Below are 21,487 nucleotides of genomic sequence, written 5' to 3' on the forward strand. Positions count from 1 at the left end.
CTAACAAGATTATAAGAGCAGGCAAACCCGTTGTCAACCAAATCGTAAAACTTACTATTATTTTTCAATAGAGATGTCATATCCTCCGTATTAAAGGAAAAAATAACGGCGTACCCTTTAACAGGGTACACCGTCTATCGCGACTTAATTCAATGAGGGAGCATTTTATTTGACAACTGCGCCGTTAGGCATGCCATCCGGTACGGTTGCAAGCGTCAGCTGATCGCCGTGGGAGGCGGCCAGAATCATGCCTTGCGACATTTCGCCTCTAAGCTTCACCGGTTTCAGGTTCGTTACGCAAATCACTTTGCGTCCAACCAATTCCTCCGGCGTGTAAAACTTCGCTATGCCGGATACCACTTGCCGCTGCTCGAATCCGAGGTCAAGCTGCAGCTTAAGCAGCTTGTCCGCTTTCTTCACCGGCTCGGCTGCAATCACCTGCGCTACACGCAGCTCGACCTTGGCAAAATCCTCAATGCCGATTTCCTCTTTAAGCTCTACAGGCTCCGCCGTGCTCTCGGCCGACGAATCTGCTGCCGAGGTCGAAGTCTCTTCCTGAGTGGCCTTGGTACCGCCTGTCATCGCCTCGGCGATGTATGCCACTTCCTGCTCTGTATCCAGGCGAGGGAATATCGGCTCGCCTTTTTGAAGCTTCGTTCCAGCCGGTATAGCTCCGAACTGGCGTCCGCTTTCCCAAGTCGTCCATTCGCCTTCCGACAGGCCAAGCTGATCCCACATTTTTTTCGGAGTACGGGTCAGGAACGGCTGAAGCAGGATTGATGCTACCCGGAGCGTCTCCACCAAGTGACTCATGACGGATGCCAGCTCATTCCGTTTGTTCTCGTCTTTGGCCAACGTCCAAGGCTGGGTCTCATCAATATATTTGTTGCTGCGGCTGACAAACTGACTGATGGCCGTCAGCGCAACGGAAAATTCCATATTTTCCATAGCGGTTTCGACTTTCTCATAAACCGACTTGGCCGCTTCCTCGATCGCTGCATCAAACGGCGTTACACCGGCGGAGAAAGCCGGAACTACTCCGTCAAAATATTTATCGACCATGGCCACGGTACGGTTCAACAAGTTACCCAAGTCATTGGCCAGGTCGGAGTTCACCCGGTCCACGAAGCTTTCCGGCGTAAAGGTACCGTCCGCTCCGAATGGAACTTCACGCAGCAGGTAATAACGAAGCGCATCAAGACCATACCGGTCAATCATCGTAACCGGATCGACCACATTCCCCTTGGACTTGGACATTTTCCCGTCCTTCATCAGCAGCCAGCCATGGGCAAACACCTTTTTCGGAAGCGGAACATCGAGCGCCATCAGAATGATCGGCCAATAGATCGTATGGAAACGGACGATCTCCTTACTCATCAGGTGTACGTCGGCCGGCCAGTATTTGTCATACAGGCTGGTGTCCTCTGTACCGTAACCGAGTGCCGTTATATAGTTCAGAAGGGCGTCAATCCACACATAGATCACATGTTTCGGATCGCTCTTCACTTTCACGCCCCACTCATAGGTCGTACGGGACACAGCGAGATCCTCAAGACCCGGCTTAATGAAGTTGTTGATCATCTCATTCTTGCGGGATACCGGCTGAATGAAATCCGGATTCTCCTCGTAATACTGGAGCAGGCGGTCCACATATTTGCTCATGCGGAAGAAGTAGCTCTCTTCCTTCACAAGCTCAACAGGTCGCCCACAGTCCGGACAGTTGCCGTTTACAAGCTGACGTTCCAGGAAGAACGACTCACAAGGCGTGCAGTACCAGCCTTCGTATTCACCCTTGTAGATGTCATCCTGCTTCAGCAGACGCTCAAATACCTCCTGTACAACCGTGGTGTGGCGCTGCTCCGTGGTGCGAATGAAATCTTCGTTCGATATGTCCAGCTTCTTCCACAGGTCCTTGATGCCGGCCACGATATCGTCGACGAACTGCTGCGGGGTTTTTCCAGCCTCCGCCGCTTTCCGTTCAATCTTCTGTCCGTGCTCATCGGTCCCCGTCAAATAACGGACATCGTATCCGCGAAGCCGTTTGTAGCGGGCCATCGCGTCGCCAGCCACCGTAGTATAAGCATGGCCGATATGCAGCTTATCACTTGGATAATAGATCGGCGTTGTAATATAAAACGTCTTTTTGTCTGCCATAGTAACCTTCCTTTACCGTGAAATGGATTGTTTGTATCAGGCAATCTCTTTACGAAAACAGCAGTAAACAGCAAAAAACCCCCGCCCCCATGGGACGAGAGTTATTCTCACGCGTTACCACCCAAATTCCCTGTCCCCTTACGGGTAACAGGCTCATCTGCCGTCATCCGGCCGTCCATTAACGCTGGCTCACGCCGCTCCTTTACGGCAGCCTTTCTACCCGGACTGCAGCGCTCAAAAGCGGATCCTCCAAGACCATTTTCCGAAATTCGCCAAGACCGGTTTCCAGCTGCTCCGGCTCTCTGTTCAAGGCAAGCTTTCCGTACTTATCTCTTCCTCGGATATATCTATAATTTCTTACATTTTAATCAAACGGGCTGCGGCGTGTCAAGGTGAGCCGCGATCCGTTGAATGGCTATGACCAATAAGACAGGATGCATTCCGTTTCGTATCCGCTAGGATACCCCAAAAAACGCTATTTCTCTGTTAATGAAGACGACATCTTATCCTTGCGCGGCGGAACCATATCAATGCCGCCTGGATGAAACGGATGGCATCTTGCTATTCGCTTGGCCGCCAGCCAGGAGCCCTTGAGCGCGCCGTGCACCTCAATCGCTTCAAGAGCATAAGCCGAGCAGGTTGGATAGAATCGGCAAGTCGCCGGTTTCAACGGAGAGATGAATTTCCGATAGAAGTGTATCGGCACCTTCACCACCCTGCGCGCTGTGCTCATGCCCGGCTATCCCGCTTTCCTGCAGTGGCTGATGAAGTTTCATTATCCGCGCTGTCCTTGCCGCAGTCCCGGCAGTAGCCGAACACTTCGAATTTATGCTGAACCACCTGGAAATCATCCGGCGCATCGGTCAGCTGCATCGGGCAAAACGTAATCGGGTACGTCTTCTGGCACTGCAGGCAGATCATGTGATGATGGTGATGTTCTTCGCTGCAGCGTCCTCGAAACTTGATGCCTTCCTCGAACACGACCTGCTCCAATACGCCAAGCTCGTACAATACCCGAAGATTCCGATAGACCGTATCAAAGCTCAAACCGCTGTACTTCCGGCCCATATATTCGTATACATCCTTGGCCGTCAAATATCCAGGATGTTCCCCAAACAATTTGGCAAGTGTCTTGCGCTGATCAGTAATGCGCAGCCCATGTTCCGACATGGCGTCGATGATCTGTTCCGTCGTAAGCATACGGAGGTAACCTCCTCTACTTGAAGATACTCTCTTCTTATAATGCCTGAAAAATAAGACAGCGTCAATGAAAGCGGTTGTGTATAGGCTAAACGCCTCCAAGGTACTTCGCCTGTGGAAGACAAATGCCTGGGTATGACAAGATCCCTCGGCAAGAACCAACAAAAAGGACAGCCCTAACCATGTTCTGGTTAAGCAGGCTGTCCCATTGCTATAAATGATGAATGGATTAGTTCTTCAATTGCGGAAGCGGCTGGAGCAGGATGTTGATTGGCAGACTGCTTCCCGGCGCCGCCGTAAACAGGATTTCCACGGTCTGCTCGTAATTCCCCGTACGATAGAGAACGGCAGCTTCATTCGGCGCAGATACAGCGCCTCCGCTTGTATTCGGCGTCTGAATGATATTTCCGTTCACCATCATCGCACCCATGTACTTGCCTCCGCGCGGATTCAGCGAGATCAGCGTATTGGGTGCTACGCGGTGCAGCTTGATTTTGTACAGTACACCGAAGTTCCCGGCATTGGATTGATATGAACCGTTTATGCCGTCATACCCTTCCAGATTCGGATCGTTTGTCTTATCACCGAGCGCGAGACGGGTAGGCGTGTTGCCAACCAAGTCATAGGATTCAATGATCCGTGTCGAGTCCGGATACGTTCCCCGGTTATGAACGCCATCGCTCGGATGAAGCTTCAGGTAAGGCAGCTTTTGAATCGGATCCTTGGTTTCATCAATCATGATGACATCATATCGGATCGGCGAGTCTGAATAGAGATCAGCAAACATGGAGAGCACCTGCTGATTCTTCAAGGTTTGCGCGCTCAAGTCTTGCAAAATGATCCGGCTTTCCCCAGGGGCGAGCGAGATCGTCTTGAATGCATCCGCTGACTGCATGGACTCGAGGTAACGCTGGACAGCCGCTTTACCCGTAGCTGTCGGGATATTGATCGGACCGCCCAAACCGGTATACTCGGTGGTCAGTCGCGCCGTCATCGTGTTGATGTTGGTGGCGACGACATACATCTTCATATTCTTCCCGGTAGCGTTCAAGTGGTGAATCATGAATCTTGTGCTGGCATTGCCGACCTCACGGTAGACAATACCCTCTTGATAGACGGTTTCCGGAGAGTTGCTGCGAATCAACAGATACGGTTCGGAGCTTCTCGTAATCGGCATCAGTTTCCATGTCGGAACAGCTGATCCGTCAAAGGTATATTTGTCGCCGATGCCCGTAAACAATTGATTGAATTGATCGCGCGTATACAATACTTCACTCGTAACGTTGATGATCTTCTCGTATGAGCTGGTCGCTCCATGTTTATCGGTAACAATCAGCAGCACTTTATGCGTTCCTGCCGTAAAAAAGGCCTGATCGTTGTTTTCCCACTTATACGTAAGCTCATCGCCAGGATCGTTGTCATAACTCATATTCATGTACGTTATTTTCTCACCGATCTTATATTCCTGTTTGTCTGTTTCGAACATGGCAACAGGCGGCGTATTCGGTGCGGATACTTGAATGCTCAATATATACGGGTCGCTCCACTCCCCGCTGGAATCCTGTACCGAGTAGGAAACCGTGTGCACGCCAGGTTCGTCAAAAATCTCTTCCCGGCCTTCCCAATGCTCGTCAACAATAGCTAGGCCCGTCGGCGAATAGGCATTCGTCTTATACGTTACCGTTGTTTGTCCGGCAAGGATCTCACCAGGCTGCACCGTGAAGGAAGCTACCGGCTTGGAGCTCAAGCTAAGGATAACCCGTTTGTTCGGCTGATCCACCCGATAACTAATGTCCAGCGCCTGTGTAATGCTGGTCAGCGGCACCATGAATGTATTGTTGGACTGATAAGCCGGTCCCTTCATTGATTTTCTGACCCCGTTCACGGTGTATACGCTGCTGTTCGTCTTAAAACGAAGCTCATCGTTACCGCGGATAATAATCGTTTCCTTAGTCTTTCCGTCATAGGTCAGCTTCAGGCCGACACGATCAACGAGGGAGCGAATGGCAACATAGGATACGCCATTCTTGACTGCCATTGGCTGACCTGCCGTATACGCTTTCCCGTTCTGATACATCTTGTTGCTGTTCATCATCAGGATGAGGTCATTCGGACCCAGGTTCGGTATGTTCGGAACCTCGCTGCCCGATCCCCCGCCGTTATTTCCAGACTGTTCGCCGTTATCGTTGCCGCTGCCCATACCGGATAAATCGAGAATAACCTTCTTCTCGGATTGGTTCACCTGGTATGGAATATCAAGCGCTTGCGTGATCGCGGTTAACGGAACCATAAACACATTGCTGCTCTGGTAGGCAGGGCCTTTCATCGGACGAACCTGTCCGTTGACTTTATAATGACTGCTTCCTGTCGTAAACCGAAGTTCATTGCCATCCTTAAGGATGATGGTTTCCTTCGTTTTGTTATCGTAAGACAGCTTCAGTCCTGCACGTTCAACCATGGCGCGAATAGCGACATAGGATACCCCTTGCTTCACAGCCATCGGCTGACCCGCTTTGTATTTCTTGCCGTTATGGTACATCACATTGCTGTTCATCAGCAGCACAAGTTCGTTAGCCGAAACATGGGAAGTGCTGACTTCGGGCTTGTCTCCGGATGGGCTGCCCTCTTCGTTCTCTGATACCTCATTATCGGAAGGATCGCTATCCGTTTCCTCCTGCTCCTGCTGTTCATTTGGGGCAGAAGGTTCGGCATTCGGATCGCTAATCGTGCCTTCAATTGAATCAGAAGGTGTTTCCTTTGGCGTTGCCGATGTTTCCTCCGCTTGCTGCATGTCCGTCTGTTGTTCTCCACTCTGCTGGCCTTGTCCTTCCACCGGGGACTGCAGCGCTGATTGGCTATTTAGCGCCGGAGCTGTAATATCCGGTGATTCAGCTGCCGCGGGAAATGCCATGGATACCTGTGCCGCGGCAAGGACTGTAATCATCGAGATTCTCTTGAAATTCATTCTCTACTCCTTTAAAACACTCAGTATAGTCGGTCTGCCTCTATTGGACATACTATTAGACGCGAAGTTTCCCGAAAAGTTGCTCAGAAATGGCTGGAAAATAGGAAAACCGGAGCATTCCTGGGCAGGAAGACTCCGGTTTGAGCAACCCTTATTTAATTGTTGACATAGTCCTGATTACCGCTCCAACCTAGCGGATAAGCCTCGCTGATCCCTACCGGGAGCTTACCCTCTGGCGTAACCTGTCCTATCAAGACGCCCGCGGCTGCATTCATGTAATAAGGTGTGTTCTCGTAGCTGCACACATACGTCGGAACCGGGGGAAGATCATTGATATCATAAGGATTACGGGTAGCGACGATAACAAGTGCCACATCCTCAAGTTCAGCCAGCTTGTTCACCAGCTTCTGCTGGCCGGCGGGAAGATGGCTCTCCGAAGTGTACGTAGCTACAACAATCTGTTTATATCCTTGGGCTGCCTTAACCGCCTGCTCGACCTCTTCATCGGACATATCCGTTCCGACACGCAGATCGTCTGCCTGAACCCCGTAACTTCTCAAGGCATCCCCTAAGGTGTAGCTTTTGCTCCATGCTTCATCCACCTGGGTTGCCTGAAGCAGTTCAGGCCAGATCACAGCGACGGCTTGCTCCGGCTTAAGAGGCAGCTGCCCTTCGTCTTTCACCAGCGTGATGCCTCTGCCTGCGATTTGAGCCAGCAATTGTTTGGTCTCTTCCGCCACCTCGCCAATCGGATAGACCGGAAGCTCCTCTGCGAGCTTCGCATTACGCTGCTTAAGCGCCAATATCCGCTCTACAGCCGTATCGATCAGATCCTCTGAAAGCCTTCCGCTGCGGACAGCCTCAATGACGGCCGTAATCGCCGCCGTCTGCTCAGATAGATTATGGCTGACCAGTACGCAGTCCGCACCCGCTGCGATCGCGCGTATCGCGCCCTCCGGAATGCCGTACTCCTTAGAGATCGCATGCATCTCGAGGCAGTCCGTTATGATCAGTCCTTCAAACCCCATCTCTTCCCTCAGCAACCCCGTTAACACGGCATGAGAAAGCGTTGCCGGCAGATCACTCGACTCTATGGCCGGGAAACTGACGTGAGCCGTCATGATGGCGTCCACACCGTTTCGGATCGCTTGCGCGAACGGATACAATTCCACGCTACGAAGCCGTTCCAGATCATGCGGTACAGAAGCCCGCCCGAGATGTGAATCGACGCTCGTATCGCCATGTCCCGGGAAGTGCTTGGCCGTAGCGGATACGCCTTCTTCCTGATATCCCTTAATGGCCGCAGTCCCAAGCGCGGCAACAGCTTGGGGATCTTCGCCGAAGGAACGCACACCGATGACCGGATTACGAGGATTGTTGTTCACATCGAGGCAAGGAGCGAAATTCATGTTCACCCCGAGTGAACGCAATTCGCGCGCCCCGATTTGCGCTACCCTGTACGAATCCTCCGCGCTGCCCGCTGCTCCAAGCGCCATATTTCCCGGAATGCGGCTGATGCCTTCATGATCAATCCGGGCAACCATACCGCCCTCCTGATCTATTGAGATCAGAAGCGGGAACTTTTGGCGGTCCGATGCGAGCTGCTGCAAGGACTCTGACAATTCGGCAAGCTGAGGCAGCGTTTTCACGTTCCGGCGAAAATAGCAGATGCCCACGACCTGATATTGTTCAATCAGTATTTTGGCGTGCTCATTCGGTGTCAAGGCGTTGAAGCCGCATATAAACATTTGTCCTACCTTTTGTTCTAACGATAAATCTGCTGCCGTCCATTTCATTGATCTCATACCTACTTTCTATCCATTTAAAGGACTTTGCAAGTCATGCGGGATTGATCTTGTGATGACTGGATCAGCCTGCATGGGCCCTATCAAAACCTATACGGTTGCCTCCCCGGACATTTCCCGGAATTCAGATGGCGTCATGCCGGTGGCTTTTTGAAATACCTTGGTAAAATACCGCCGCTCATGATAACCGACAAAGGAGCCGATCTGCGCGATATTCTTGTCGCTGTTCACTAACAGGAACTTGGCCGCCTCCATCCGCTGTCTCGTCAAATACTCTACGAAGGTAAGTCCGACATGGTTCTTGAACAATAAACAGAAGTAACTGGAGCTGATCCCTAAATGCTCCGAAAGCTCCTCAATCCCCAAATCCTGTCCCATATGGGTATTGATATACTCCAGAGCAGACGTTACCAATTGCTCCGGCGATTTCTTAACGGCTTCAGGATTCGGAGCCTCGTCGATTAGCGAAACGGTACTGTAATACTTCTCTTTCGCCCTCTTCTTGCGGATCTCCTCCCCGATCTCCCGAATCTTCATCTCAAGCTCACCGTAATGAATCGGCTTGCTGATATAATCCTTGACGCCCAGCTTAATCGCTTCCCGGGCATATTCAAACTCCTGATATCCCGTTAACAAAAAGATTTCCGCCCGGCTTCCTTTCTCCCGAATCTTCGTAATAAAGGTCAGTCCGTCCATGACGGGCATCCGGATATCACACAGAATCAGATCCGGGTTATACTGATCCGCTACTTCAAGTGCTTCCATCCCGCTTCGGGCAAGTCCGACAACCTTCATGCCCATCTCTTCCCAAGGCAGAACCTTGCTGAGATTGTTCAGGATGGGAGCCTCATCGTCAACTAATAATGCCTTCAACATGCTGCCCTTCCCCCCTGTCATAATTGGGTATGACGCATTGTATAACGGTGCCGCCGGGGCGGCTTGAGCATATGAATAAACCGTAATAATCCCCGTACTGAATGCGAAGCCGGTCAGCCACGCTCCGCAGTCCAAGTCCCCGTCGTTCCTGGTTCACTTTGAGATTCTGCATTGTCGTCTGTTCCGATCCGTTATCCTCGGACACCATATATTCAAACATGGACAACTGCTCAGAGGTCATGCCGAGCCCGTTATCCTCTACCCGAATCATGACATTACCGAGTTCCTTCCATGCAGAGATGCGTATCCATCCTGTATAAGAAATCCCTTCAAAGCCATGCTGTATGCTGTTCTCAACCAGCGGCTGGAGCGTCAGCTTCAAGATACGGCTGTGCATAAGCTCTTTCGGCACGTCAATCTCGTATTCGAACAGGTCCTCGAACCGAAACTTCTGGATTTCAAGGTAGCTCTGCAAGTGCTTGATTTCTTCATCCAGCGTAATTTCTTCCTTCTCCTGTATACTGATCCGCAAGATGCTGGCAAGCCGGTATACCATTTCGCTGACCTTGCGTCCTTCATTCTGTACAGCGAGAACGTTGATCGATTCCAAAGTGTTAAAGAGGAAGTGCGGCTTGATCTGCGCTTGCAGCACACGCATCTCCGCGTCGGTCTTCTGCCTCTGCTCCTTTTTGATCTGCGCAAACAGATTGTTGATCCGGTTCATCAAATTGTTGAACCCTTTCGACAGCAGCAGCAGCTCATCCTCTCCCTTCTCTTCAACTCTCGCATTCAAATCCCCATCTTCCACGCGGCGCATAAACCGTACGATGACAGCAATCGTCCCGGTAATCCGATTCATAAACAGACGGTTGAACACAATCGCCGTAACCAGACAGAGGCCCATAATGACGAAGAACCACTTGGCAAAGGAAGTCACCTCTTGTGAGAGCGAGTCCCAGCTGGTCACCGAGACGAGATTCCAGCCGTAATCATTCAGATGATAGATGGAGACAATATTCTCCTTGCCGTTAAACTTGGCTTTAAAACTTTGGTAGCCTTGCTTAAATTCAACGTCATGCTTCATATATTGACTAATATTTTGGCCATCCATATCGTTATTTGGATCAAATAAAATGAAGCCATCATTGTTGACCAACATAAACGATGTATTCTGCAGATTGTTAGGCAGTGTCAGATGACGGAAAATCTCTTCAAACTCCCACCTCTTGATCTGGACGACCAGGATCCCCAGCTTGCGGAGTGTCGTCACGTCCTTAATCAGCCTGATCTGGGTGAATACCGGCTCCGCCCCCGTCAATTCCGGAAATTCGTGCGGAGCCAGCCATTTGGGGATTCCGTTAAGCTGCACAACCTCTTCGTATAAAGGACTGTTCTTAAACTGCTCGTAAGGCAGCGTTCTGAAATCCTCTTTACTGAATATCGGAATCGGTGATGACTCTTTATTGAAATGATATAAAAACGCATAACTGATGGCTGGGTGATTGTATAATAGATTCCGAAAGTTTCGCTGTCTGTCGTTCAGTTTCAGCTGTTCAGCATTGGATTCCTTAATCAGGTTTTGATCATCGGGATTCTTGGCATTCAGCGCCATGGCAAAGACGGAGGTGGCAATCCCGTTATCCGTGACATACTCCATCTCCTTGAACACGCTCAGAATGCTGTAGCTGATCGCTTTTAGCGAATATTCAGCCTGCTGGCTGTATTTTTTCTCAATCGAATTGTACGTAATAAAGAATGTAAATAGGCCCAGCACAAATAACGGAATAATAATAAGCCCCAAAAAGGCCGTGAATAGTTTGTTCCGCAAATTCATACGCATGCTCCTGCTCCTGGTATTACCCCTTGACACTTCCTGCGGTGACGCCTTCAATGATCTTCTCTTGCAGCACGGCATAAATGATAAGGACCGGCAGCACGCTGAATACGATACCCGCGGACATTTGTGCGTAGTTCATATTGTAGGCGTCCCTGAATCCGACCATTCCGACAGGCAGCGTTCTCAGTTCATCATTCGATAGGAAATAGTTAGCAAGCAAGAATTCGTTCCAGTTACCCAGGAAGTTGATGATAAATACGGTAACGATGGCCGGAACGGTCAGAGGTAAGATAATTCTAGCAAACAACCCTCCGGACCTCAATCCATCAATAACCGCGGCTTCTTCGATTTCACCGGGCAGCGACCGCATGAAGGCAGCCAGTATAATAACCGAGAACGGGATGGCATTGGCAACATACGGCAGAATCAGGGCCATATGCGTGTTCAAAATATCCAACTGCCTCATCATGCCGTATATCGGCAGCATGAGAGAGTTATTTGGAATCAGCATACCTATCAAAATACATTGAAAGACAATCGCGCTGATCCGGTTGTATCTCATCCGCGTCACGGCAAAAGCCAGCATCGCCGCAAATAGAATCGACAAGCAGGCTGACAGCACGCCGATGTATAAGCTGTTCCAGAAATACGTGCTAATTTTGGCGCTCACCCATGCATTCACATAGTTATCAAATACCAACGTGCTTGGCAAACCAAATGGGTTCGTAGCAATGGACTGGTTATCCACCTTCACGGAAGAGAACAGGACGAACAGGAATGGATACAGTATAACGAGCAAGTAGGCCATCAGAAAAATGTGCGGGATCAGTTTCTTTATTGCTCTCATCAGTATTCAATCCTTTCGTTGCGTCTTGCGACCAGCACCTGGTAGAGCACCGTTACAATAATCGTAAAGAGGAAGATCAGCACGGCGATCGAATTACCAAAGCCATGCTTGAAACTCGTAATTGCATATCGAATCATATATGTCGCCATAACGTCGGTTGAGCCGGCCGGCCCGCCCTTGGTCATAACCAGAATAATGTCCGCCGCTTTCATGGCTCCCGCGATCGACAGCATGATCACAACAGAGATAATTGGCATAATTAAGGGAAGCGTGATTTTGGTTGCTCTTTGGACGCCTGTCGCTCCATCAATTGCCGCAGCCTCATCAAGCTCCTTCGGTATGGATAAAATTGCGGCAAGCACCATCACGATGTAAAAGCCGGTCCATTGCCACGCGTTTGTGATCAGGATGGCAATCATGGCCCATTTGCGATCCGATAACCAATAGATGGGTTCAACGCCAACCAGCCCTAAAATCTCATTCATCAGACCAAAGTCCGGATTGTAAATGAATCCCCATAAAATGCCGATGACAGCCGTCGACATGATGGAAGGCGCGAAAACCGCTGTTTTATAAAGCCCCTTCAAACGCTTTACGTTTGCAATTAACAGGGAGAAGATTATGATCGTCGGAACCTGGATCAAACAGGAAAAGAGAATGAAATAAACGTTGTTCGTGACAGCTTTCCAAAAAGCATCGTCATTCAAGGCTGTTACATAGTTATCGAACCCAATGTACTTCACATCTTTGGAGATGCCGTTCCAGCTCGTAAAGCTGTTGTCAAACGCAGTAAAGATCGGGTAAATGAAAAAAGCCAGAAACAGCAAGAATGCCGGCAGCACAAAAACGATGTAAATCAGAGGATTTCTCAGCGCTTTGTTCATGGTAACCTCCGTATTTATGTCTGATGTTGTTTAGGCGAAAGGGCACCCCCATGTACCGCAGCGGGTGGTGCCCTTCCATCTAAGATTGTAGTTATTCCTCTGAAGCATTAGCCGCTTCTTGCGCCGCTTGCACATTCTCGAGCATCTTCTCTGCATCAAGCTCGCCCCCGATGACTTGCTGAATTCCCATGCTCAGTGCGGTGTTCACGTCTGCTTGAACAAGTGCATCAAAGGCAGGGAAGGACTTGTTGATCTCACTTACGCCTTTGAAAATGTCTTGCATAAGCGGATCGTCCGACGTGGAGTTCATTGTGGCCAGATCCATCTTCATCGCTGGCAGTACACCGTCTTCTTTCAGTCCGCGAAGCTGCATTTCATCTGTCCACATATTTTTGATGAATTCTTTAACCGCCTGAAGTTTACGAGGATCTTCCGCAACCGCTGCCGAGAATCCATATCCGTTGTTTGCGTCCTGCATGACAATGACAGGGTCGCCTTCATTAACCGGAGGCAGATTGAAGTATCCGACCTTACCTACCATGTCACCCGCTTGAGCCGGATCTCTAAATACGGAGTTTGCCCACGATCCGTCCATCATCATGATGGCTTCGCCGGTAATCATTTGGTTTCTCATGTCCGCATATTCGAAACCGAGCTCGCCTTTTTTGAAGTACCCTTTCTCAACCCATTCTTGGTGCTTCTTCACACCCTCAACGACTTTCGGATCCGTCCATTTCGTTTCTCCGGTCTTGAAGCCGTAAGTAACCTCTGGCCCCGCGTAATAGCTCCACAAGTTATTCGTGGTCATGAGCGGAATCCAAGCATCCTTGGAGGATTGCGCGAACGGAATCTTGCCGTCGGCTTTGATGGTTTCGGCAATTTGCTCTAATTCAGCCAATGTTTTTGGAACGCTCAGCCCTTTTTGCGTGAAGTAGTCCTTGTTATAGAAAATACCTTCGATGGAACCGCCAATCGGCAATCCGTAGATCTTGCCATCATGTGTGAACGGGTCTAGCGTCGTAAATTTGTCTTTAATGCCCAGTTCATCCAAAATCGGAGTCAAATCGAGCATCAAGCCTTCTTTGGAATATACGCCTGCATCGGGGCTGCCGAACACATCGAACACTTCCGGCGGCTTACCGGCTGCCATCTCGCCTCTCAGCTTCTCTTTACGGTTCACTTCAGAGTCTACAGCGTCCAGCTTGATTTTCAGTCCTGGCACCGCCTCTTCGGTCTTACTGACCACATCGTTCAGCAATGCGAGACGGAACTTCTTGGATTCACCTACTTGCGTATGGCGGATGGTGATTTCAAACGGCTCATTGCTTACCGTTCCTTCCGAACCACCTGACGGCTTTTCTGCTGCCTTGTCACCACCGCCGCACGCAGACAAAAGCGTGGATGAGACGAACAGAAGCGACATTAATAATGCCAGACCCTTTTTCTTCATTGTCTTTGACCCTCCCGAAGTGTTTGTATATTTGATAGGCACTTTCCTTACATCTTCATTATAGAAAGCGATTGCATATTTCGATAGGTCGACATTTTTCTATCCAAGGGATAAAATCCTCTACAAAAAACAATAACCCTTCCATTTTCAGGAAAGGTTATTGTTATTAATCATAACATATTATGTTTAGTATTAGGCAGCTGAAATCATTACTGGACAGTCTCTATGTTCTCGGGTATTTCGCCAATCAACCGGTAAGCGCGTGCCACTTCCTCTTCGGATGGTGAAGGAACGCCCTCTAATGGATAAGCCATGCCGAGCTCCTTCCATTTATACACGCCCATCTGATGATATGGCAAAATTTCGAATTTCTCGACGCCGTGCAGCGTCCGAATAAATTGACCTAACTCAATCAAGTCTTCTTCGCTGTCATGGATACCCGGCACATATACGTGCCGGACCCACATGCTCCGACCATGTTCGGACAGCCAGCGGGCGGTCTTCAACGTCCGTTCATTGGACTTCCCGGTGAGCTTGATATGCTTCGCGTCGTTGATATGCTTCAGATCCAGCAGCACCAAGTCGGTATGCTCCAGCAATTCCGATATTTTCTCCGGTTCATTATAGCCGTTGCTGTCCAGCGTCGTATGCAAATTCCAGCGGCGCTTGACTTCCTTGAACAGCTCCGTGACATAAGGATACTGCAATGTCGGCTCACCGCCGGAGACCGTTAACCCGCCGCCCGATGAACGGTAGTAGCTCAGATAAGGCTCCATCTCAGCCAATACGTCATCTACCGTCATCTCGCGTCCTTCATGCAGTCCCCAGGTATCCGGATTATGGCAGTATTGACACTTCAAGAGGCAGCCCTGCATGAAGAGCACAAAGCGGATACCCGGACCGTCCACCGTTCCGAATGTTTCTATGGAGTGTACATGACCTTTTAGCATGGTGCGTCATCCTTTCCGTATCCGCTATGGTAGTCTTCCATCCTTACATCGATCCGTGGAACGTACGGTTGATAACGTCAAGCTGCTGTTCGCGCGTCAGTTTGACGAAGTTGACCGCATAACCGGATACCCGGATCGTTAACTGCGGATAATTCTCCGGATGCTCCATCGCATCCATCAGCTGCTCCCGGTCAAATACGTTGACGTTCAGATGGTGCGCTTTGCTGCCAAAGTAACCGTCCAGCATCGCAACCAGGTTGTTCACGCGGATATCACTTTCCTTGCCAAGAGCTTTCGGCACGATCGAGAACGTATTCGAGATGCCGTCGAGACTGTCCTCGTATGGCAGCTTGGCCACGGAGGTCAGCGAAGCGAGAGCTCCCTTCTTATCGCGTCCGTGCATTGGATTCGCGCCCGGCGCAAACGGCTCGCCTGCCTTACGTCCATCCGGCGTGGTTCCTGTCTTCTTGCCGTATACAACGTTCGACGTAATCGTGAGCACCGATTGCGTTGGCATGGCATCACGGTATGCCTTGTGCTTGCGAATCATGCTCATGAAGGCCTCGACCAGCTCAACAGCGATGCTATCCACGCGATCATCATTGTTGCCATAGCAAGGGAACTCGCCCTCGATTTCAAAATCCACCGCAATCCCTTGCTCGTTGCGTACCGGCTTCACCTTCGCATATTTAATTGCGCTCAGTGAATCCGCTGCTACGGACAAGCCTGCAATGCCGCATGCCATCGTGCGCAGGATATCCCGGTCGTGAAGCGCCATCTCGATCCGTTCATAGCTGTATTTGTCATGCATGTAATGGATAACATTGAGCGTATTCATGTAGAGCTTCGCAAGCCATTCCATCATCGGCTTGAATCGCTTCATGACTTCATCATAACTCAGAACTTCCGCGGTAATGGCCGGATATTCCGGTCCAACCTGGGCGCCGGATTTCTCATCTCTACCGCCGTTAATCGCATAGAGCAGCGCTTTGGCGAGGTTTGCTCTGGCTCCGAAGAACTGCATCTGCTTTCCGATGCGCATTGCGGATACGCAGCAGGCGATGCCGTAATCGTCTCCGTAGATCGGGCGCATAAGATCATCGTTCTCGTATTGAATCGAGCTGGTTTCGATCGAAACTTTCGAACAATATTTTTTGAAGGCTTCCGGCAGCTTCTCCGACCATAGCACCGTCAAGTTCGGTTCCGGAGCAGGCCCCAAATTGTACAGGGTGTGCAGGAAACGGAAGCTGTTCTTGGTCACTCTCGTTTCACCATTTACCGACATACCGCCGATGGATTCCGTTACCCACGTCGGATCCCCGCTGAACAGCTCGTTATAATCCGGCGTACGCAGGAATTTCACGATCCGAAGTTTCATTACGAAATGGTCGACCAGTTCCTGGGCTGTTTCTTCCGTCAGCCTGCCTTCAGCCAGATCCCGTTGAATATAAATATCAAGGAAAGAAGATACCCGGCCAAGCGACATCGCAGCGCCATTCTGCTCCTTGATTGCGGCCAAATAACCGAAATACAGCCACTGGAATGCTTCCTTCGCCGTATTCGCAGGTTTGGAAATGTCATAACCATGCATAGCCGCCATTTCCTTCAGTTCCTTGAGCGCCCGCATTTGTTCAGACAATTCTTCCCGCAAACGGATGATCGGCTCATCCATCGCATCCACTTCAAGCTCGGCGAGTTCTCTCAATTTGTCCTGGATCAGCGCGTCCACGCCGTATAACGATACTCTGCGATAGTCACCGATGATACGGCCGCGGCCGTAAGCATCGGGAAGACCCGTAATAATCCCGGCCTTGCGCGCTGCTCTCATCTCAGGAGTGTAGGCATCGAACACACCTTGGTTATGCGTTTTGCGTATGCCGTTAAAGATGTCCACAACCGCCTGCGGCATTTCAAAGCCGTATGCGTTGCACGCATCAATCATCATCCGGATCCCGCCGAAAGGCTGGATCGAGCGTTTGAACGGCTCATCGGTCTGAACGCCGACAATCTGTTCCTTATCCTTATCCAAATAGCCGGGTTGATGGGAGGTGATGGTTGATGGTGTATGGACATCCACATCCAGAACCCCGCCGTTCTCCCGTTCCTTCTTGGTTAAATCCGATACGATATCCCACAGCGCTTTGGTGTTATCTGTGGGTCCTGCCAAAAATTCATCAGAGCCATAATAGGGAGTAATGTTCTCTGCAATAAAATCATTAACGTCAATTCGCTTGGTCCATTTACCTGATTTAAAACCTTTCCAGCCTGCTTCTTTTTCAATCACCGACATATTGAATCCCTCCTAGATTTGCTGGGGCTTGCAAGGACAGGCGGGGCCACACCTTGATCTATCTCAGATCTTTAATGTGATTATTTTCACGATCAATAGTGCCACTACCCCGCCTTGTGCCTTCAAGTTTCTATATCAAAGATCTGAGATTCAGCTTCCTTCTACACCTTTATTGTAGTCCTGTTGATCTCCTACATCTGTGATAATAATCACAAACTTATCTTTTCCCGTGATTTTTATCACTCTGAACCTTGTTTTGCATACCTTGTCTAAAAATCTATATGGATCTTCACGATCGGCGTTTAGATTCTATCTTGTCTAGAACCGGCCGTAGAATGCATTGCGGTAAACTTCTACGAGCTCTGTCACCAGCGGCAGCTTCGGATTGCTCGTTGTACACTGGTCTTCAAAAGCCCGGTCCGCCAAATGCTCAACATTTTTCTCGAAATCTTTAGGGTCGATGCCAAGCTGCTGGAACGACTCCTCGATCCCGAGCTTGCTGTTCAGCTCCCGGATTGCGCCAATCAGACTGTTCACGCCCTCTTCCGTCGTTCTTGCCGGCAGTCCGAGAATCCGTGCGATTTCAGCATATCTCTCATCAGCCACAAAGTGGGTGTATTTAGGCCATGCAGCGAATTTCGTTGGCTTCTTCGCGTTGTAACGAATGACGTGAGGCATCAGGATCGCATTGGTGCGTCCGTGCGCCGTATGATACTGACCGCCCCACTTATGCGCAAGACTGTGGTTGATGCCAAGGAACGCATTCGCAAAAGCCATGCCGGCAAGCGTCGAAGCATTATGCATTTTTTCGCGGGCAAGTTTGTCGCCGGTAAGCGCCGACTGCTCAAGATACTGGAACACCAGCTGTATGGCCTTGATGGCAAGCCCATCCGTATAATCGCTGGCCATCACCGATACGTAGGCTTCAATTGCATGTGTCAGAACGTCCATGCCGGTATCGGCTACCGCCGTTTTAGGCAGCGTGTAAACGAATTCCGGATCGATAATCGCCACATCCGGTGTCAGCTCATAATCAGCCAGCGGGTACTTGGTATTCCCCAGCCCTTTGTCCGTGATGACGGCAAACGAAGTTACTTCCGAGCCCGTTCCCGACGTTGTTGGAATGGCAACGAACTTCGCTTTCCGTCCTAGCTTCGGATATTTATAGACCCGCTTGCGGATATCCATGAATTTTTGCTTCAGATTGTTAAAATCCGTATCCGGATATTCATAGAACAGCCACATGGCTTTCGCTGCATCCATTGGCGATCCGCCGCCGAGGGCGATGATGCAGTCCGGCTGGAATCTTGCAAGCATTTCCGTTCCGCGTTCTACGGTCGTTGTCGAAGGATCCGGCTCAACCTCCGAGAAGACTTCGATGGCTACCGGCACTCTGCGCTGACGCAGATAGTGCTCTACCCGCTCCACATAACCCAGCTTCACCATCATGGGGTCGGTAACGATAGCGACACGGGTGATTTCCGGCATTTTCGCAAGATACTGCGTCGAGCCTTTTTCAAAGTAAATTCTGTCCGGCACTTTAAACCACTGCATATTCACGGTTCTGCGGTTCACCCTTTTCACGTTGATTAAATTGACTGCCGTCACGTTCGACGAAGTGGAATTACGTCCATACGAACCGCAGCCCAGCGTCAGCGATGGCAGATTCGTGTTGTAGATATCGCCGATACCGCCTTGCGAAGAGGGTTGATTCACCAGGATACGGCAGGTTTTCATCCGATCCGAGAATTTCATGATGATGTCCTCATTGTGCGAGTGGATTACCGACGAGTGGCCCATGCCGCCAAAAGCAACCATCTCCTCAGCGCGCGTTATGCCCTCTTCCGCATCTTTCACTTTATAGCAGGCCAGCACCGGGCTAAGCTTCTCGGCAGACAACGGATAGGCAGGTCCGACTCCCTCCAGCTCGGCGACCAGGATCTTGGTGCTTTCCGGTACCTCGAAACCGCAAGCCTCTGCTATCTTAGCTGCCGGCTGTCCGACGATAGTAGGATTTACCGCACATTTATCCGATATCATCGCATGCGCAGTCAGTTTCGCCAGCTCTTCCTTGTTGACGAAATAACATCCGCTGGCAATCATTTTTTTCTTCACTGTATGATATATAGGCTCCTCGATAATGACAGCCTGCTCGGAAGCGCAGATCATGCCGTTATCAAAGGTTTTGGACAAAATCAAATCGTTCACTGCCTGATCCAGATCCGCGCTCTTCTCTATAAAACAAGGCACGTTTCCTGGTCCTACGCCCAGGGCAGGCTTGCCGCAGCTGTATGCCGCTTTGACCATCGCCGAACCGCCTGTAGCCAGAATGCAGGCAACGTCAGGATGATTCATCAGTGCATTGGTTTTATCCATGGAAGGAGCTTCGATCCACTGGATGCAATCGGCAGGAGCACCTTGCTTCACGGCGGCATCCCGCAGTATCCGTGCGGCTTCCCGGCTGCAGGCCTGCGCGGATGGATGGAATCCGAAGATGATCGGGTTTCTTGTTTTAATGGAGATCAGTGCCTTGAATATCGTCGTTGAGGTCGGATTGGTTACCGGTGTTATCCCCATGATAATTCCGATCGGTTCTGCTATTTTTTGAAAGCTGTCATAGACGTTGTCTTCAATCATACCTACGGTTTTGTCGTATTTAATGCTGTTGTGGATATACTCCGTGGCAAACAGGTTTTTGATGATCTTGTCTTCGTACACGCCGCGTCCCGTTTCCTCAACCGCCATTTTCGCCAGCTGCATGTGCTTCTCAAGGCCTGCCATGGCCATGGCCTGTACAATCCCGTCGACTTGCTCCTGATTCAATTCCATTAACTTTTCTTTGGCCCGATTCGCCTTGTCAATCAGCCCCTGAATGTACTCCGACGCTGTTTGTCCTTTTACTTCCACCATTCCTTTGCTCACAGCCATATCTCTCATCCTCCCATGATTCATGTTTCTTTCTACGCTTTGATCGTAACACAGCTGTTTCTATTTTCATGTGAATTATTTCACAATATATATTTATCTTTTCTATGTGATTTATACCCGTCTTTCCCCTCTTTCAAGTGAAAGAGATCACAATGTTTGAAAATTCGCCATGATTTCCCTCTTGTTCCGCCCCACAAGTGAATGTTTTCACGTTATAATGTATTTAAAGATTAAACAGATCAAATTTTAGGATGTTAGGGGATACCAACATGAATACTGTAGACCATGTAATGGAAATCGAAAACTTAGGGAACACGCAGTGCTTCTCGGAGCAAAACCGCAACCGTCTGCTGGTCAGCATGAAGGAAAGGGTACTCCCTGAAGGATCCCATTTGTTCTGGGAAGGCGATTTCGCCGACAAGCTGTACTACGTTAAACAAGGAAGAATCAAATTAACCAAATCGACCGATGAAGGCAAAGAACTGATTCTATATATGTACCATCCGGGAGACATGGTCGGGCAAGCCGATCCATTCTTCAGCAACAATCACAGTTTCTCGGCAGAGGTGCTTGAGGATAGTGTTGTCGGTGTCATCGAGCACAAGGATCTGGAGCTGCTGATCTGTCAGCACTGCGACTTCGCCATTGATTTTATGAAGTGGATGGGCATTCACCACCGCATCACCCAGACCAAATTCCGGGATCTCATGATGTACGGCAAGCCCGGCGCTTTAACATCGACACTCATCCGGCTGAGCAATACCTACGGGCAGCATCAAGCGGATGATACTATTCTCATCAACAAGAAGATTACCCACACCGATCTATCGAACATGATTGGCGCAACCCGCGAAAGCGTGAACCGGATGCTGAGCGACCTGCGCAAAAAAGATGCTATCGAATATGCCGGCGGGATGATTGTCATTAAAGATCTTCCGATGCTGCAGGAAATCTGCCATTGCGAGTTGTGTCCGAACGAAATCTGCCGGATTTAATCGGCCTCCCTTCAGTGCATAATATAAAGTCATCTGCTTACAATAACCTTGTCTTTCCAAACCAAAATAAAGGGAGTGCCCAGCATGCGTGAAGGTTTGATTCCTGCTGTTCTTGGAACTGTGGTTTCTGCTTCGGGTGCCGCTCTGCTTGGCAGCAAGTATAAACTTGCCGCAACCGGTATTCTCGGCTTCGGACTGGCTCATATTGTGCTTGGTGCGATTGACCTGGTGGAACATCGGTAAGGATTGGAAGACAAGATTCATATAGCTGTCCTGTTCAGTCATTGAACTGAAGGGACGGCTTTT

At 50.0% G+C, this 21,487-nt stretch carries 15 protein-coding genes and 1 other annotated feature; of the genes, 2 read left to right on the forward strand and 13 right to left on the reverse strand.

Going from position 1 to position 21,487, the window contains the following annotated elements:
- Window positions 1-165: 165 nt before the first annotated feature.
- The 13 genes from metG to adhE all read right to left on the reverse strand — a co-directional run bounded on the left by metG (window position 166) and on the right by adhE (window position 20,186).
- On the reverse strand, window positions 166-2,154 hold the full coding sequence (gene metG, locus M4D81_RS00580; RefSeq protein ID WP_260064030.1) for a methionine--tRNA ligase: 1,989 nt from the start codon (window positions 2,152-2,154) through the stop codon (window positions 166-168).
- 87 nt (window positions 2,155-2,241) lie between these two features.
- Window positions 2,242-2,501: a binding site (T-box leader), on the reverse strand.
- A gap of 128 nt (window positions 2,502-2,629) precedes the next feature.
- Window positions 2,630-2,887 carry a membrane protein insertion efficiency factor YidD gene (yidD, locus tag M4D81_RS00585; RefSeq protein WP_260064031.1) on the reverse strand — a complete coding sequence of 86 codons (258 nt, stop codon included), beginning with the start codon at window positions 2,885-2,887 and terminating at the stop codon, window positions 2,630-2,632.
- A complete protein-coding gene (locus tag M4D81_RS00590) occupies window positions 2,884-3,354 on the reverse strand; it encodes a Fur family transcriptional regulator (protein ID WP_260064032.1) in 471 nt (156 codons plus the stop codon). The genes yidD and M4D81_RS00590 overlap by 4 nt, the downstream gene beginning before the upstream one ends.
- Window positions 3,355-3,583: 229 nt before the next feature.
- The gene (locus tag M4D81_RS00595; protein ID WP_260064037.1) at window positions 3,584-6,319 is read right to left on the reverse strand and encodes a stalk domain-containing protein; all 2,736 of its coding nucleotides are present in this window, start codon (window positions 6,317-6,319) and stop codon (window positions 3,584-3,586) included.
- Window positions 6,320-6,474: 155 nt separating this feature from the next.
- A complete protein-coding gene (locus tag M4D81_RS00600; protein ID WP_260064438.1) occupies window positions 6,475-8,115 on the reverse strand; it encodes a glycoside hydrolase family 3 protein in 1,641 nt (546 codons plus the stop codon).
- Between the two features lie 99 nt (window positions 8,116-8,214).
- Complete coding sequence (locus tag M4D81_RS00605; protein WP_071223824.1) at window positions 8,215-9,000, reverse strand: response regulator transcription factor; 786 nt, start codon at window positions 8,998-9,000, stop codon at window positions 8,215-8,217.
- On the reverse strand, window positions 8,978-10,834 hold the full coding sequence (locus M4D81_RS00610; RefSeq protein WP_260064439.1) for a cache domain-containing sensor histidine kinase: 1,857 nt from the start codon (window positions 10,832-10,834) through the stop codon (window positions 8,978-8,980). The genes M4D81_RS00605 and M4D81_RS00610 overlap by 23 nt, the downstream gene beginning before the upstream one ends.
- A 22-nt stretch (window positions 10,835-10,856) precedes the next feature.
- A complete protein-coding gene (locus M4D81_RS00615; RefSeq protein WP_071223823.1) occupies window positions 10,857-11,684 on the reverse strand; it encodes a carbohydrate ABC transporter permease in 828 nt (275 codons plus the stop codon).
- Window positions 11,684-12,568, reverse strand: a complete 885-nt coding sequence (locus M4D81_RS00620; protein ID WP_260064041.1) for a carbohydrate ABC transporter permease — start codon at window positions 12,566-12,568, stop codon at window positions 11,684-11,686. The genes M4D81_RS00615 and M4D81_RS00620 overlap by 1 nt, the downstream gene beginning before the upstream one ends.
- A 91-nt stretch (window positions 12,569-12,659) precedes the next feature.
- Entirely contained in the window at window positions 12,660-14,018 is a 1,359-nt protein-coding gene (locus M4D81_RS00625) for an ABC transporter substrate-binding protein (RefSeq protein WP_071223821.1), read from the reverse strand.
- Between the two features lie 209 nt (window positions 14,019-14,227).
- Window positions 14,228-14,968 (reverse strand): pyruvate formate-lyase-activating protein, encoded by a 741-nt coding sequence (gene pflA / locus M4D81_RS00630; RefSeq protein ID WP_260064044.1) that lies wholly within the window; start codon window positions 14,966-14,968, stop codon window positions 14,228-14,230.
- Between the two features lie 43 nt (window positions 14,969-15,011).
- Window positions 15,012-17,258 carry a formate C-acetyltransferase gene (gene pflB, locus M4D81_RS00635; protein ID WP_260064046.1) on the reverse strand — a complete coding sequence of 749 codons (2,247 nt, stop codon included), beginning with the start codon at window positions 17,256-17,258 and terminating at the stop codon, window positions 15,012-15,014.
- Between the two features lie 318 nt (window positions 17,259-17,576).
- Window positions 17,577-20,186, reverse strand: a complete 2,610-nt coding sequence (adhE, locus tag M4D81_RS00640; RefSeq protein WP_260064048.1) for a bifunctional acetaldehyde-CoA/alcohol dehydrogenase — start codon at window positions 20,184-20,186, stop codon at window positions 17,577-17,579.
- A gap of 269 nt (window positions 20,187-20,455) precedes the next feature.
- On the opposite strand from adhE, the gene M4D81_RS00645 reads away from it, so the two are divergent.
- Both M4D81_RS00645 and M4D81_RS00650 read left to right on the forward strand, forming a co-directional pair.
- On the forward strand, window positions 20,456-21,181 hold the full coding sequence (locus M4D81_RS00645; protein ID WP_113057034.1) for a Crp/Fnr family transcriptional regulator: 726 nt from the start codon (window positions 20,456-20,458) through the stop codon (window positions 21,179-21,181).
- 84 nt (window positions 21,182-21,265) lie between these two features.
- Window positions 21,266-21,424, forward strand: a complete 159-nt coding sequence (locus tag M4D81_RS00650) for an asparagine synthase (protein ID WP_071223816.1) — start codon at window positions 21,266-21,268, stop codon at window positions 21,422-21,424.
- The last annotated feature ends 63 nt before the right edge of the window (window positions 21,425-21,487 follow it).

The organism is Paenibacillus sp. p3-SID867, from assembly GCF_025142895.1.
Lineage (GTDB): Bacteria > Bacillota > Bacilli > Paenibacillales > Paenibacillaceae > Paenibacillus_AQ.